15 protein-coding genes and 1 riboswitch are annotated in these 14,767 nt (G+C 71.2%); of the genes, 3 read left to right on the plus strand and 12 right to left on the minus strand.

Going from position 1 to position 14,767, the window contains the following annotated elements; genetic code table 11:
* The first annotated feature begins 80 nt into the window (after positions 1 to 80).
* The gene (locus IGS69_RS04865; RefSeq protein ID WP_190897310.1) at positions 81 to 1,346 is read left to right on the plus strand and encodes a glycoside hydrolase family 18 protein; all 1,266 of its coding nucleotides are present in this window, start codon (positions 81 to 83) and stop codon (positions 1,344 to 1,346) included.
* Positions 1,347 to 1,395: 49 nt separating this feature from the next.
* Here the strand turns inward: IGS69_RS04865 and IGS69_RS04870 are convergent, their stop codons facing one another.
* From IGS69_RS04870 to IGS69_RS04880, 3 genes are all read right to left on the minus strand, one after another.
* Positions 1,396 to 2,052, minus strand: coding sequence for a TetR/AcrR family transcriptional regulator (locus IGS69_RS04870; protein WP_190897313.1), 657 nt, complete (start codon positions 2,050 to 2,052; stop codon positions 1,396 to 1,398).
* A 75-nt stretch (positions 2,053 to 2,127) separates the two neighbouring features.
* A complete protein-coding gene (locus IGS69_RS04875) occupies positions 2,128 to 2,268 on the minus strand; it encodes an SCO1431 family membrane protein (protein ID WP_190897315.1) in 141 nt (46 codons plus the stop codon).
* Positions 2,269 to 2,359: 91 nt separating this feature from the next.
* A complete protein-coding gene (locus IGS69_RS04880; RefSeq protein ID WP_190897317.1) occupies positions 2,360 to 3,739 on the minus strand; it encodes a peptidase C39 family protein in 1,380 nt (459 codons plus the stop codon).
* A 194-nt stretch (positions 3,740 to 3,933) separates the two neighbouring features.
* On the opposite strand from IGS69_RS04880, the gene IGS69_RS04885 reads away from it, so the two are divergent.
* On the plus strand, positions 3,934 to 4,590 hold the full coding sequence (locus IGS69_RS04885; protein WP_190904379.1) for a uridine kinase family protein: 657 nt from the start codon (positions 3,934 to 3,936) through the stop codon (positions 4,588 to 4,590).
* A gap of 430 nt (positions 4,591 to 5,020) precedes the next feature.
* Positions 5,021 to 6,880: an AAA family ATPase gene (locus IGS69_RS04890; RefSeq protein ID WP_190897319.1), complete on the plus strand. Its 1,860-nt coding sequence runs from the start codon at positions 5,021 to 5,023 to the stop codon at positions 6,878 to 6,880.
* A 108-nt stretch (positions 6,881 to 6,988) separates the two neighbouring features.
* Here the strand turns inward: IGS69_RS04890 and IGS69_RS04895 are convergent, their stop codons facing one another.
* From IGS69_RS04895 to IGS69_RS04935, 9 genes are all read right to left on the minus strand, one after another.
* Positions 6,989 to 8,065, minus strand: a complete 1,077-nt coding sequence (locus tag IGS69_RS04895) for a hemolysin family protein (protein WP_190897321.1) — start codon at positions 8,063 to 8,065, stop codon at positions 6,989 to 6,991.
* The gene (locus IGS69_RS04900; RefSeq protein WP_190897323.1) at positions 8,062 to 9,396 is read right to left on the minus strand and encodes a hemolysin family protein; all 1,335 of its coding nucleotides are present in this window, start codon (positions 9,394 to 9,396) and stop codon (positions 8,062 to 8,064) included. The genes IGS69_RS04895 and IGS69_RS04900 overlap by 4 nt, the downstream gene beginning before the upstream one ends.
* 245 nt (positions 9,397 to 9,641) lie before the next feature.
* Positions 9,642 to 10,097, minus strand: a complete 456-nt coding sequence (locus IGS69_RS04905; protein ID WP_190897325.1) for a PH domain-containing protein — start codon at positions 10,095 to 10,097, stop codon at positions 9,642 to 9,644.
* Between the two features lie 13 nt (positions 10,098 to 10,110).
* On the minus strand, positions 10,111 to 10,959 hold the full coding sequence (hisG, locus tag IGS69_RS04910) for an ATP phosphoribosyltransferase (protein WP_190897327.1): 849 nt from the start codon (positions 10,957 to 10,959) through the stop codon (positions 10,111 to 10,113).
* A gap of 47 nt (positions 10,960 to 11,006) precedes the next feature.
* Positions 11,007 to 11,279: a phosphoribosyl-ATP diphosphatase gene (locus IGS69_RS04915; RefSeq protein ID WP_003988914.1), complete on the minus strand. Its 273-nt coding sequence runs from the start codon at positions 11,277 to 11,279 to the stop codon at positions 11,007 to 11,009.
* A 34-nt stretch (positions 11,280 to 11,313) separates the two neighbouring features.
* Positions 11,314 to 11,799, minus strand: coding sequence for a 6,7-dimethyl-8-ribityllumazine synthase (ribH, locus tag IGS69_RS04920; protein WP_185009030.1), 486 nt, complete (start codon positions 11,797 to 11,799; stop codon positions 11,314 to 11,316).
* A gap of 20 nt (positions 11,800 to 11,819) precedes the next feature.
* Complete coding sequence (locus tag IGS69_RS04925) at positions 11,820 to 13,109, minus strand: bifunctional 3,4-dihydroxy-2-butanone-4-phosphate synthase/GTP cyclohydrolase II (protein WP_190897329.1); 1,290 nt, start codon at positions 13,107 to 13,109, stop codon at positions 11,820 to 11,822.
* Positions 13,106 to 13,747 carry a nicotinamide mononucleotide transporter family protein gene (locus tag IGS69_RS04930; protein ID WP_190897331.1) on the minus strand — a complete coding sequence of 214 codons (642 nt, stop codon included), beginning with the start codon at positions 13,745 to 13,747 and terminating at the stop codon, positions 13,106 to 13,108. The genes IGS69_RS04925 and IGS69_RS04930 overlap by 4 nt, the downstream gene beginning before the upstream one ends.
* Entirely contained in the window at positions 13,744 to 14,352 is a 609-nt protein-coding gene (locus IGS69_RS04935; RefSeq protein ID WP_190897334.1) for a riboflavin synthase, read from the minus strand. Before IGS69_RS04935 ends, IGS69_RS04930 begins: the two co-directional genes overlap by 4 nt.
* A 144-nt stretch (positions 14,353 to 14,496) precedes the next feature.
* Positions 14,497 to 14,627: riboswitch (FMN riboswitch) on the minus strand.
* Positions 14,628 to 14,767 lie beyond the last annotated feature (140 nt).

Here is a 14,767-nt window from a genome sequence, read left to right on the forward strand (position 1 = left end):
CTCCTACTGTTTCGCTCCACCGATTCACCGCGTTCATGCCAATGAGCGCGTGTTCCCCTCTCCCCACGAGGAGACACCGGATGCACACCCCCCACCGTTCCCGCTTCCGGGCCATCGTGTCCGCGGCCTGCTGCGCCGTCCTCGGCGCCGGCCTGCTGGCCGGCGCAAGCACCTCCGCCACCGCGGCGACCTCGGCTCAGGAGGCCGCCGCGAACTCGAAGGCCGCCCCCGGCGCCAGGGCCGCCGGTTCCAAGGTCATCGGCTACTTCACCGAATGGGGCACCTACGACCGCAAGTACTACGTCAAGAACATCGAGACGTCCGGATCGGGCGGCAAGCTCACGCACATCAACTACGCCTTCGGCAACGTCACCGGCGGCAAGTGCGCCATGGGCGACGGCTACGCCGCGACCGACCGGGCCTACACCGCCGCCGAATCCGTCGACGGCAAGGCAGACACCTGGGACCAGCCGCTGCGCGGCAACTTCAACCAGCTGCGCAAGCTGAAGCAGAAGCACCCGAACCTCAAGGTCCTGTGGTCCTTCGGCGGCTGGACCTGGTCGGGAGGCTTCGGCGAGGCCGCGAAGAACCCGGCCGCCTTCGCCCAGTCCTGCTACGACCTGGTCGAGAACTCCAAGTGGGCCGATGTCTTCGACGGCATCGACATCGACTGGGAGTACCCCAACACCTGCGGCGCCACCTGCGACACCAGCGGCAAGGCGGCCTTCCGGAACCTGATGCAGGCGCTGCGGGCGAAGTTCGGCTCGAAGAACCTCGTCACCGCGGCGATCACCGCCGACGCCACCCCGGGCGGCAAGATCGACGCTGCGGACTACGCGGGCGCCGCCCAGTACGTCGACTGGTACAACCCGATGACGTACGACTTCTTCGGCGCCTGGGACTCCGCCGGTCCGACCGCCCCGCACTCGCCGCTGACCTCGTACTCCGGCATCCCGAAGGCGGACAACCACAGCTCGGCGACCATCGCCAAGCTCAAGGGCCTCGGCATCCCCGCCTCGAAGCTGCTGCTCGGCATCGGCTTCTACGGCCGCGGCTGGACCGGCGTCACCCAGGCGGCACCGGGCGGCACCGCGACCGGCCCCGCGGCGGGCACGTACGAGCAGGGCATCGAGGACTACAAGGTGCTCAAGGCCACGTGCCCGGCGACGGGGACGGTGGCCGGTACGGCGTACGCCAAGTGCGGTGCCAACTGGTGGAGTTACGACACTCCGGCGACCATCGGCACCAAGATGAACTACAAGAACCAGCAGGGCCTTGGGGGCACGTTCTTCTGGGAGCTGAGCGGCGACACCGCGAACGGTGAGCTGATCAAGGCGATCAAGTAGTGCCCGGAGCGAGGGGCGGAGGGTCCGCGGCGGATCCTCCGCCCCTCGCTCATGCGCCCCGGCGCGCGGGCCGCGGGGCCGGGTAGGCCGGGTCGAGTTCCTCGATCGCGCGCAGGGCGCCGCCGAGGGTCTTCATCAGCAGCGCGCACATGGTGTCGCGGGGCAGTTCGGGCCGGTCGATCCATTCGAGCGTGGCGCCCTCGACACTGCACACCCAGGCCAGCAGGGCCATCCGCGCCAGCGGGGTGATGTCGGCCCGCTCGTAGGCGCCCTCGGCGATGGTGGTCACGACGGCCTCGCGCACCCCGTCTCGGATGGCGTGCACCTCGGTGTCGAAACCGACGCCGCCGCTCACGATCGTGCGGTACGCGGCCTGGTTGTGCTCGGCGTAGCGCAGATAGCTGTCGATGGTGCGCTGGACCCGGCCCACCGGGGGCAGTTCGAGACCGCTCGCCGCCAGGGTGATCAGCTCGGTGACCGAGTCCTGGATGATGGCCAGGTAGTAGCCGCGCTTGGACTGGAAGTAGTAGTAGATCAGCCCCTTGGCGACGTGCGCCTGCCGGGCGATGTCGTCCATCGACAGGGCGTCGTAGGAGGTGTCGGCGAACAACCTCCGCCCGATGGCGATGAGCTCGGCACGGCGCGCCGTCGAGCGCTCGGTGCCGCGGGCCCGGGGACGGGCGGCAGGCTGGGGGCTGATATTCACTTTCGACCCTGGTCTCAACGGGCGGGGCGGGACCTCCGCAGTATGGCAGGCCTCACCCTCACGTCGTGGGTCAGGTCACAGCAGCCCGAGCTGCGTCACGAGCATCGCGACGGCCACGACGAGGACCCAGCCCATCACATGCTCGACGAGCTTCGGGCGGTCGTCCTGAGGGCCGCCGGTGCGGACGCGGGCGGCGGTGGCGGAGTGCGCTGTCATGGCTTCTCGTTCGGTCGGTGGTGCGGACGGACTCCCCCCGGAGTTCCGTCCACTTTGCCACCGGAAGCGGCTTTCGCCGCCGAGAGCTTGCTCACACGCGGACGCCCACGGCCGTCAGCGCCTTCCGCTGGGCCGCGCTCGGGCGGGCCGGGAAGTACAGGTAGCAGATGCCGCCGGTACCCGAGACGACCTTGCCCGAGGCGTTGTACCGCTTGGTCCTGAGCCAGATGTTCTCCCACTCGCGCCGGCGGTAGACGCGCCGCACGGCCTCGTTGCTGGGCGAGAAGGGGTCGTTGGCGATCACGTCACCGCCGGCCGTGAAGCCGATGACGGTCATCAGGTGCCCGGCGGTGCCGTATCCGGCGCCGGTCAGCTCCTCCTTGAGGAACGACTGGGACGTTATGGCCGGGATGCCCGCGGCGATCAGCGTCTCCAGGTCGGTGAGCGAGCCGAGCCGGGTGACGACGCCCTGGAGGTCCTTGAACGTGGCGGCGTAGGCGGCGTTGAAGGGCCAGTTGCCGCAGCCCGCGTACTGGTAGTCGTAGGTGAAGCGGGCCGCGTGGCACACCTGCGGGTCGGCGTACGCGGGATCGACCCAGTCCAGCTGCCCGTCGGTGAGCCGGCCGCCCCAGTACTCGATGATCATCTGGGAGGACGTCGGGCTGCACCAGGCCTCGCCGCCGTTGTCGTACTCGGGGTACTGGCCCTTGTGGATCTCCTGCGAGTAGCGCGGGACGGCCAGTTCCTTCGCGAGGCCGGGCGCGGAGGCCGGGACGGTGAACCGGTCGGGCACATCGGAGCCCATGGCGCCGAGCCGCCACACGGTGGGCGTGGCCTTGGTGCCGGGCTTGCGGTAGAGGGTCAGGCGCAGCCGGTACGAGGCGAGGCGCAGGCCGCTCGAGGCGTCGTCGATGGCCAGGGTGTCGGTCCAGACGGTGCTCTTGCCGTCGCTCTGGTCGTCGACCGAGGTGCGCCGGATGTCCTGGTCGCCGGAGGCCCAGCGGGCCATCACGTACCAGGGGGTGCTGGTGCCGTCGGTGTAGGTGCCCTTGATCTCGGCCTGGATCCAGGTGCCGGCCGGGGTGCGGGCGTTCCAGGAGACGATCGCCTCGGTCGCGGGGACGGCGAGCCGGTGGACGGGGGAGGTCCAGGTGCCGTACTCCCACGTGGCGGTCCTGCCGGTGTGCGGGTCCGGGTAGGCGGTGGTTCCGGCGGGTTTCGCGATCGCCAGGCCCGGGCGGGTGCCCGCGACGGCCCGGGTGCCCTTGGCGGTGCCGCCGGACCAGTCGGTGTACGAGACCCAGGCCCGGTTGTCGACGGTGCGGGCCGGGACCGCCCGGGTGGGGTCTGCGGCGTCGGTCGTCATGGGGGCCTCGGGGTCGGCGGCCGCCGGACCCGCGCCCGCGGTGACGGCGGCGGCGACCGCGGCGGCCAGGACGGTTCTGCGGGAGGGCTGTTCGGCTCTGCGCATGGCGGGGACCCCCGGATGTCGGAGTCGGGCAGGTGCGGGGCAGGTCCGTGCACGGTCGGTCGTATCCGTGCGTGCGCCACATATGAGCACAGCCCGCCGTGTCCTGCCAGCACTTCGACGCGCGCCGCGTCCACCAATATTGGCGTCGACCAGTGGCATGCGCGCCGGACCCCATGGTTAGAGTGCCGATCGAGATGAATCCGTCCTTCCGCCCCGCACCGGGCCACGCCGTCCGCGACCTCGCCGCCCGGGTCCGCCGCCTCTCCCCCTCCTGCGGCCCGGTCCGGCTCGTCGGTGTCGACGGGCACGCCGGGTCCGGGAAGAGCACGTTCGCCGAGCGGCTGGCGGCGGCCCTGGACGGCGCGCCGGTGCTGCGCCTCGACGACATCGCCAGCCACGACGCGCTGTTCGACTGGACGGGACGGCTGCGGGAGCAGCTGATCGAGCCGCTCTCGCGCGGCCGGACCGCGCACTACGCCCCCTACGACTGGCGGGCCCGCCGCTTCGGCTCCCCGCGCCCGGTCCCGCCCGCGCCGGTGATCCTCGTGGAGGGCGTCGGGGCGGGGCGCCGGGCGCTGCGCCCGCACCTGGCCCTGTTGCTGTGGATGGATCTGCCGCAGGAGGAGGCCTGGCAGCGGGGGCGGTCCCGGGACGGGGAGGAGCAGCGGGAGTTCTGGGACGGGTGGGTTCCGGCGGAGCGCCGGCATTTCGCCGGCGATCCCTCGCGGCCGTTCGCCGACCTTCTGGTACGGCAGCGAGAGGAGGGGTACGAGGTGCTTCCGGGACCCGCTGGGGCCGTTGGACCGGACCAGCCCCTCACTCACGGTGACGGACCGCCCGCAGTGTGCTGAACTCGTGAAGGGCCTTGCGGGACAACTTGCCGGAGTGCTTCAACTCGGCTTGACCGTCGGGCCGTACAGGTCTTACGTTCTCAATGTGCGGCATCGCAGCCGCCCGCAGACGCGAAGCCCCCGGTTGTTCCCCCGTGATCGGGGGCTTCGTTCTGCCTTCTTCCGGTTCTCCGGCCGCCGCGGGGCGCCGAGCGCTCACCCTGGGTCACCGTTCCCGACGCCGCGGCATCCGCTCCCACCTCGCCGAACGGCGCGTGCGGCACCCTGCGGGCGCGCCGCGCCCGCGGGTACGATGCCCTCGTCGCGACCTACGGACGGTTGCTTCGCGCACTGTGCAACTCCGGTCCGTGGCGCAGCGGTTCGAGCAGGGCAGCCGACTGGGGGACGGCTCGTTGGCATTCCGACGGGGGCACGGTTTGTGGGGGACGTGATGGACTTCGGCACGCAGGGCCCACAGGCCCCGGCCGACCTCGCCTGGCTGCGAGGCGTTGACGCCTACACCATGGGCGCGTATCCGCAGGCGGAGGAGGAGTTCCGCGCCGCCGTGCGGATGGACTCCGGGATGGCCGACGGCTGGCTCGGGCTGCACGCGCTGCGCGTCGACACGACAACCGCGCTGCTGCGGATGTTCCGGCACCGGGACCGCTTCGGGGAGCAGCGCACCCGCTATCGCCGCACGCTCAACTCCTGGTACTGGCTGGGCTGGTGGGTGCAGCCGGTGCTGGAGAGCCCCCGTGATCTGCTGCTCGCGCACGCCTCCCACTGGCTGGACGGCCGCCACGTCCCCGAACTGGACCGGGCGCTCGCCGGGCTGCCGCCCGTGGACACCGATCACCAGGTCCGCTTCCTGCACTCCTGCCGCGCCTATCTGGTCAAGGACTGGGAGCAGCTGGTCCGCCACACCGACCCGCTGCTCGACGATCCGATGCTCGGCATCGAGGCGGGCCTGTTCGGCGGCATGGCCCGGGTCCGCCTGGAGATGTACGGCCAGGCCGAACCCCTGCTGTCCGCCGCGCTGATGCGCTGCCGCAGCGAGCAGCCCCAGCGCAAGGAGCTGCGCTACTGGCTGGCCCGGGCGCACGAGGGCACCGGCCGCAGCGCCGCCGCGCTCCCCCTGTACCGGGCCGTGCACCGCGTCGACCCGGCGTTCATGGACACCTCCGCCCGGCTCGCCGCCATCGCCGAGGGCGACGGCTACGAGGACGCCACGGGCCTCGCGGCGATCACCCTCACCGGTGCGGGCCAGGACGCGGTGGACGGTCCGGACGGATTCGATCCGCTCTTCGGACTCGAAGGACGCGACCTGAGGCTGCCCGATCCCGAGCCGCCGCTCCCTCCCCTGCCGCCGGTGACCGGCCCGCCGGTCCGCGAGAGGACCGGCCCCCTCTCCTCCCTGCCCGCCGGGCCCACCGACCCGGCGTTACTGGACGAGGCACTCGCCGAGCTCGAGCGCATGGTGGGTCTGGAGCCGGTGAAACGCCAGGTCAAGGCGCTGTCGGCGCAGCTGAACATGGCCCGGCTGCGGGCCGGGCAGGGCCTGCCGGTCCAGCCGCCGAAACGCCACTTCGTCTTCTCCGGCCCCTCCGGCACCGGCAAGACGACCGTCGCCCGCATCCTCGGCCGCGTCTTCTACGCCCTGGGGCTGCTCGGCGGCGACCATCTCGTGGAGGCCCAGCGGGCCGACCTGGTCGGCGAGTACCTCGGTCAGACGGCCGTGAAGGCGAACGAACTGATCGACTCGGCGCTCGGGGGCGTCCTCTTCGTCGACGAGGCCTATTCGCTCTCCAACTCGGGCTACGGCAAAGGGGACGCGTACGGCGACGAGGCCCTCCAGGTGCTGCTGAAACGCGCCGAGGACAACCGCGACCACCTCGTGGTGATCCTGGCCGGCTACCCGGAGGGCATGGACCGCCTGCTCGCCGCGAACCCCGGGCTGTCCTCCCGTTTCACCACCCGCGTCGACTTCCCGTCCTACCGGCCCCTCGAACTCACCGAGATCGGCAAGGTGCTCGCGGCGGAGAACGGCGACCAGTGGGACGAGGAGGCCCTCGACGAACTGCGCTCCATCGCCGGGCACGTGGTCGACCAGGGGTGGATCGACGAGCTGGGCAACGGGCGGTTCCTGCGGACGCTCTACGAGAAGAGCTGCGCGTACCGGGATCTGCGGTTGTCGGTGTATCCGGGGGTGTTGAGCAGGGACGACCTGGCAACGTTGCGGTTGCCGGATCTGATGCAGGCGTACGGAGAGGTGCTGTCGGGGCGCGGGCCGGGGAATCCATCGAGCTTGTGAGGAACTGGCGTTCCGCCAGGGGCCGGGTGGGCGCGCAACCCGGCGAAGCGGGGTGCCGCTGCGCCCACCCGTGCCGCCCCTAGCGGCACGCATCCCGCAGCTGGGACGCTACGTCGCCAGCACCTCTTCGCCCGACCTCGGCTCGGTCAGTCTCACCTCGCGCACCTGCCGGTGCGCCGGATCCCGCACCTCGCCCACCAGCAACTCCAGCACGTCCTCCAGGGCGACCAGCCCGAGCACCTTGCCGGACGCGTCGGCGACCTGGGCCAGGTGCGTCGCCGCCCGGCGCATCACCGTGAGGGCGTCGTCGAGGGGCAGCTCGGGCCGCAGGGTCGTCATGGGGCGCCACAGGTGCTGCGGCACGGCCCGGTCCGAGTCCTCCACGTCCAGGACGTCCTTGACGTGCAGGTACCCCATGAAGGCGCCGGTCTCCGCGGCGACCGGGAACCGGGAGTAGCCCGTACGGGCCGTGAGCTCGACGATCCTCCCGGGGGTGACCGACGGGCTGACCGTCACCAGGGACTCCCGCTTCAGCAGGACGTCCGTCACCGGGCGGGAGCCCAGCTCCAGGGCGTCCTCGAGGCTTTCGGCCTCCTCGGGGTCGAGCAGGCCCGCCTGGCCGGCGTCCTCCACCAGCCGGTTGAGCTGCTCGCTGGTGAAGACGGCCTCGACCTCGTCCTTGGGCTCGACGTGGAAGAGCCGCAGGATGCCCTGGGAGACGGCTCCGAGGGCGGCGGTGATGGGCTTGCAGAAGCGCGCGAACCAGACCAGGCCGGGGCTGAGCCACAGCGCGACCTTCTCGGGGGCCGCCATCGCCAGGTTCTTCGGGACCATCTCGCCGATGACGAGGTGGAAGAAGACCACGGCGGCCAGGGCGATGACGTAGGTCAGCGGATGGATCATGCCGTGCGGCAGGTGGATCCACTCGAAGACCGGCTCCAGCAGGTGCGCGACCGTCGGTTCGGCGACCGCGCCGAGGGTGAGGGAGCAGATCGTGATGCCGAACTGGGCCGCCGCCATCATCTGCGGCAGCCGCTCGAGACCGTAGAGGACCTGCCGGGCACGGGCGGTGCCGAGCGGCTCGATCTGGCTGCGCCGTACGGAGACCAGCGCGAACTCGGCGCCGACGAAGAAGCCGTTGGCGAGCACGAGCAGCGCGGCGAAGAGGAGTTGGAGCACGCTCATCGGACGGCCTCCGCCATGGAGACCACCGGGGCGGTCCGCACGAGCCGGACCCGCTCCGCGCGGTAGTGGCCCACCTGGCGCACCGAGAGCCGCCAGCCGGGCAGCTCCGCCTTGTCGCCGACGGCCGGGATACGGCCCAGCAGGTCGGCGATCAGGCCCGCGACCGTCTCGTACGGGCCCTCGGGCACGTCGAGGCCTATGCGCAGCAGGATGTCGACCCGGCAGCTGCCGTCGACGTCCCAGGCGGGCCTGCCGTCCTCCGGCGGCGCGGCGGCCAGCTCCGGCAGGTCGTGTCCGTCGTGCTCGTCGCGGACCTCGCCGACGATCTCCTCGACGATGTCCTCCAGCGTGACGACACCGGCGGTGCCGCCGTACTCGTCGACGACGACCGCGATGGGCTGCTCGCTGCGCAGGCGGGTGAGGAGCGGCCGGACCGGCAGTGTCTCGGGGACGAGCAGCGCCGGGCGGGCGATGTGGCCGACGGGGGTGCGCAGCCGGTCCTGGACGGGCACGGCCAGGGCGTCCTTGAGGTGGGCCATGCCGACGACCTCGTCGATCTTCTCCCGGTAGACCGGGAAGCGGGACAGGCCGGTGGCGCGGGTCAGGTTGACGACGTCCTCGGCGGTGGCCGAGGACTGCAGGGCGCTGACCTTCACGCGCGGGGTCATCACATGCTGCGCGGTGAGCTCGCCCAGTGACAGGGTCCGCACGAACAGGTCGGCCGTGTCCTGCTCCAGGGCGCCGGCCAGGGCCGAGTGGCGGGCCAGGGAGACGAGCTCGCCGGGGGTGCGGGCGGAGGCCAGCTCCTCGGCGGGTTCGATGCCCAGGGCGCGCACGAGCCGGTTCGCGACGGCGTTGAGGCCGGCGATGACCGGGCGGAACAGCCGGGCGAAGACGTGCTGCGGTCCCGCGACGAAGCGGGCGACCTGCAGCGGCCTGGACACCGCCCAGTTCTTGGGCAGGAGCTCGCCGATCACCATCTGCACGGCGGAGGCCAGCAGCATGCCGACGACGACCGTGACACCGGAGACGGCGCCCTCGGGGATGCCGATCGAGGTGAACGGGCCGTGCAGCAGCTCGGCGAGCGCCGGTTCGGCGAGCATGCCGACGACGAGCGAGGTGATGGTGATGCCGAGCTGGGTGCCGGAGAGCTGGAAGGAGAGTTCCTTGAGTGATGCGACGACCCGGTGGGCGCGCCGGTCGCCCTCGGCGGCGGCCTTCTCGGCCTCGGGCCGTTCGACCGTCACGAGTCCGAATTCGGCCGCCACGAAGAATCCGTTGGCGAGAATCAGCAGGAACGCGGCTGCGAGGAGCAGCAAGGGGGTGGTCATGATGCCGCCGCCTCCACACGGTCGCGTACCTCGGAGACGAGGTACGCGCTATGTCGGCAGGGGGCGGCGCAGGTACTGCAGGACGATCCGTCCATCGCCGGAGGGAGTCACTCCTCGGTTAGCAGGAGCCTCCGCGCACCGGTCGGGGCGACAGAGGCGGAGGCGCATCCGTCACGCCTCCGCCAACAGATTAATCAAGACATGCCCCGGTACGGCAGTGGCGGCCGCCCGGAGGATGTCCCGAGTCAGCCCTGACGCCCCTCGGGGTCCGCCACGGAACGGGCCTCGACGAGCGCCCGCAGGGCCCGGGCGTCGGCGATGGCACGCTGCTTGGCCAGGCCCGGCTGGATGCCCAGGGCAGGCAGGCTGGTGCCGTCGCTGAGGTTGAGGAACACCCAGGGGTCGCCGGGCCGGAGGGTCACCTGGAGGATCTCCGCCCACTCCAGTCGGCGCTTGTTCGTGAGATTGACGACAGTGACGCCGTCGTCGTCGACGACGACCTTGGGACGCGCCAGGAGGAGCAGCACGGCGTCCAGCAGGAGCGCCGTGAAGACGAAGCTGACGCGCTCGGCGGGGCTGAGCTGCTTCAGCAGCATCGCGACCGCCGTGATCACCACGAAGATGGCGACAGCCGCGGTGAGCAGCACCACGCGGGTGCTGCCCGGCCGGAACGTGACGGGCAGGGTGGGCAGATCGGACATCGGGTCGTGCCCCTCAGAGACGGCAGGCGTGGATGGCCGTGGTCAGGATGGCCCGGGCGCCGATGTCGTACAGGTCGTCCATGATCCGCTGGGCCTCCTTGGCCGGGACCATCGCGCGGACGGCGACCCAGCCCTCGTTGTGCAGCGGGGAGACGGTCGGGGACTCCAGGCCGGGCGTGAGGGCGACGGCCTTCTCCAGCTGCTCGACGCGGCAGTCGTAGTCCATCATCACGTACGTCCGGGCGACCAGGACGCCCTGGAGGCGGCGCAGGAACTGCTGCACCTTGGGGTCGTCGGCGTCCGCGCCGGTGCGGCGGATCACGACGGCCTCGGACTGCATGATCGGCTCGCCGGCGACCTCCAGGCCCGCGTTGCGCAGCGAGGTGCCGGTCTCGACGACGTCGGCGATGACCTGGGCGACGCCGAGCTGGATGGCGGTCTCGACGGCGCCGTCGAGGTGGACGACGGAGGCGTCGATGCCGTGCTCGGCGAGGTGCGCCGCGACGATGCCCTCGTAGGAGGTGGCGATCGTCTTGCCGGTCAGGTCCGCCAGGCCGCTGATCGTGCCGGGCTTGGTGGCGAAGCGGAAGGTGGAGCGGGCGAAGCCGAGGGGGAGGATCTCCTCGGCCTGGGCGCCGGAGTCGATGAGCAGGTCCCGGCCGGTGAGGCCGATGTCCAGCTGCCCGGAGGCGACATAGATCGCGATGTCGCGGGGGCGGAGGTAGAAGAACTCGACCTCGTTCACCGGGTCGACGATCCGCAGTTCCTTGGACTCGCGGCGCTGCTGGTAGCCGGCCTCATGCAGCATCTCCGCCGCAGGGCCGGAGAGGGAACCCTTGTTGGGGACGGCGATGCGCAGCATGAGGTCGGCTTCCTTTGCGTGGTGTGTGGGACGGGAACGGGTGCGGCTCAGAGGTGGGCGTAGACGTCGTCGAGGGAGATGCCGCGGGCGACCATCATCACCTGGACGTGGTACAGCAGCTGCGAGATCTCCTCGGCGGCGGCTTCCTTGCCCTCGTACTCGGCGGCCATCCACACCTCGGCGGCCTCTTCGACGACCTTCTTGCCGATGGCGTGGACGCCCTTCTCCACCAGTTCTGCGGTGCGGGAAGTGGCGGGGTCGCCCTGGGCGGCCTTGTGCTGGAGCTCGGTGAAGAGCTCCTCGAACGTCTTCTTGGACATGGTGACGCTCAGCCTATGCCACACCCGGCTTCCGTCAGCGCCAGGGTTCGGATACTGAGCGGAGGGTGGCCGCGGTCGCCACCGCCGCCGTCACCGCCTCGTGCCCCTTGTCCTCGTTGGAGCCTTCGATCCCGGCGCGGTCCAGGGCCTGCTCCTCGGTGTCGCAGGTCAGCACGCCGAAGCCGACGGGGACGCCGGTGTCGACGGAGACCTGGGTGAGGCCCTGGGTCACGCCCTGGCACACGTACTCGAAGTGGGGCGTGCCGCCGCGGATGACGACGCCGAGGGCGACGATCGCGTCGTAGCCGCGGCCCGCGAGGACCTTGGCGACGACCGGGAGCTCCCAGCTGCCGGGGACCCTGAGGAGGGTCGGCTCGTCGATGCCCAGGTCGTGCAGGGCGCGCAGGGCGCCGTCGACCAGACCGTTCATCACCTTCTCGTGCCACTGTGCCGCGATGACGGCGACCCGGAGGTCACCCACATTGCGTACGGACAGCTCCGGTGCACCCTTGCCGCTCACGTTGCTCCCTCTGTGCTCTCTTACTGGTTGCCGCAGGCGGGCACGGTGGTCGTGTCCAGCCAGGGCAGGTCGTGGCCCATCCGGTCCCGCTTGGTGCGCAGGTAGCGGAGGTTGTGCTCGCCGGCGCTCACGGGCATCGGCACGCGGGCCTGGACCGCGATGCCGTGGCGGACGAGTGCGTCGGTCTTGTCGGGGTTGTTGGTCAGCAGCCGGACGCCGCGCACACCGAGGTCGGCGAGGATCTGCGCGCCGGCGGCGTAGTCGCGGGCGTCGGCGGGCAGGCCGAGTTCCAGGTTGGCGTCGAGGGTGTCGCGGCCGCGCTCCTGGAGTTCGTAGGCGCGCAGCTTGGACATCAGGCCGATGCCCCTGCCCTCGTGTCCGCGCAGGTAGACCACGACGCCCCGGCCCTCTTCCTGGATGCGGGCGAGGGAGGCGTCGAGCTGGGGGCCGCAGTCGCAGCGGGCCGAGCCGAAGACGTCGCCGGTGAGGCACTCGGAGTGGACGCGGACGAGGACGTCCTGGCCGTCGCCGATCTCGCCGTGCACCAGGGCGACGTGCTCGACGCCGTCGACGGTGGAGCGGTAGCCGTAGGCCGTGAAGGTGCCGTGGGCGGTGGGCAGCTGGGTCCTGGCCTCGCGGCGGACGGTGGGCTCGCTGCTGCGGCGGTAGGCGATCAGGTCCTCGATGGAGATGATCGTCAGGCCGTGCTTGCGGGCGAAGGGGATCAGCTCGGGCAGGCGCAGCATCGTGCCGTCCTCGCCGGCGATCTCGACGATCGCGCCGGCCGGACGCAGGCCCGCGAGCCGGGCGAGGTCGACGGCGGCCTCGGTGTGGCCGTTGCGGGTGAGGACCCCGCCGGACCGGGCGCGCAGCGGGAAGATGTGGCCGGGGCGGACGAAGTCCTGAGGGCCCGAGACGCCGTCGGCGAGGAGTTGGAGGGTGGTGGCGCGGTCGGAGGCGGAGATGCCGGTGCTCACGCCGTGCGCGGCGGAGGCGTCGACGGAGACCGTGAACGCGGTCTTCATCGACTCGGTGTTGTCCTCGACCATCTGCGGCAGCTTCAGCCGGTCCAGCTCGTCGCCCTCCATGGGGGCGCAGATCAGGCCGCGGCACTCGCTCATCATGAAGGCGACGATCTCGGGGGTGGCCTTCTCGGCGGCGATGACGAGGTCGCCCTCGTTCTCCCGGTCCTCGTCGTCGACGACCACGACGGGGCGGCCGGCCGCGATGTCGGCGATGGCCTGCTCGACGGGGTCGAGGGCGAAGTTCTCGACGTCGCCGGTGCCGTACAGGGTTGTTGCGGCGCTCATGCCGGCGCTCCTTCCAGGGTGGGCTGGGCTGCCGCGCGCGAGCGCAGCCACCAGTCGCGCAGGCCCCACAGGACGAGCGCGCCGTAGATGACGTAGACGAAGCCGGAGAAGGCGTAGCCGTTGGCGAAGTTGAGGGGCACGCCGACGACGTCGACGAGCAGCCAGGCGAACCAGAACTCGACCATGCCGCGCGCCTGGGCGTACATGGCGACGACGGTGCCGACGAAGATGTAGGCGTCCGGCCAGGGGTCCCAGGACAGGGTGGGGTACGCCTTGAACAGCAGCGCCACCGCGACCGTGCCGGCGGCGGCCGCCGCGGCCATCGCGGCGCGCTCGCGCCAGGTGGCGAACCGGACGGCGATGTGGCCGTCCTCGCCCTGCCCCTTGCCGCGCTGCCACTGCCACCAGCCGTACAGCGCGACGAGCATGACGACCGCCTGCTTGCCGGCGCTGCCGGTGAGGTGGCCCAAGAAGGCGCCGAAGAGGATGAGGCCGGCCAGGAACTGCACGGGCCAGGTCCAGATGGAGCGTCGCCAGCCGAGGGCGAGGGCGGCCAGGCCGAAGAGGTTGCCGACCATGTCGGACCAGAGGATGTGCTGGCCGAAGAGGGCGAACGCCTCGGAGTTCAGCGTGTTCACCGGCCGGCCCCCTGCGCGCGGTCGCCCAGCATCCGCTCGACGTACTTGGCGATGACGTCCACTTCGAGGTTGACCGGGTCGCCGGGCTGCTTGTGGCCGAGCGTGGTCAGGTCGAGGGTGGTGGGGATGAGACTGACGGTGAAGTGGTCGGGGCCGGCGTCGACGACGGTGAGGCTGATGCCGTCGACGGTGATGGAGCCCTTCTCGACCACGTACCGGGTGAGGTCCGCGGGGAGGGAGATCTTCACGATCTCCCAGTGCTCGGAGGGCTTGCGCTCCAGGATCTCGCCGGTGCCGTCCACGTGGCCCTGCACGATGTGCCCGCCGAGGCGTTCGCCGACGGCCATGGGGCGTTCGAGGTTGACGCGGGAGCCGGCCTTCAGGGCACCGAGGCTGGAGCGTTTCAGGGTCTCGGCCATGACGTCGGCCGTGAACTCGTCGCCCTCGTGGTCGACGACCGTGAGGCACACGCCGTTCACGGCGATCGAGTCGCCGTGCCTGGCACCTTGGGTGACGACTGGGCCGCGCAGGCGGAAGCGACAGGCGTCGTCGAGGGTCTCGACGGCGGTGATCTCGCCCAGCTCTTCGACGATTCCGGTGAACACTTCCCGGGTCCTCCTGCCTCTTCGGGCACGGACTCCGGGGCTGTCGATGACGACAGAAGATACGAGCAGGGACACCGGGGACGACGCCGGACGGAGCCCGCCACGAGGACGGACTTCTCGGCGGCGCGCACGAATGCCCGCTCGCCGCGCACTGCCTCCCATCCGGACTTTAACCGTCGGTCCAGGAATTTCACCTGGTCAACCGGCCGCTGGAGGCGACCGGGTCGCGGACTGTAACCGCCGGTTCGGACTTTCACCGACCCCGGAGTGCGCTGCTACTGGTACAGGGCCAGTGTGCCACGCCCGGTGGATGTTCCGAGGGGAGAGGTATGTGGGCTGCCTCACAGACCGTGTCGCACTCCTTCCCGAGTGCGACCGGCATCCCAACTCGCGCGTCGGGCCCACCTCTTGAGGT

This window comes from Streptomyces tuirus, assembly GCF_014701095.1.
GTDB classification, from domain to species: domain Bacteria; phylum Actinomycetota; class Actinomycetes; order Streptomycetales; family Streptomycetaceae; genus Streptomyces; species Streptomyces tuirus.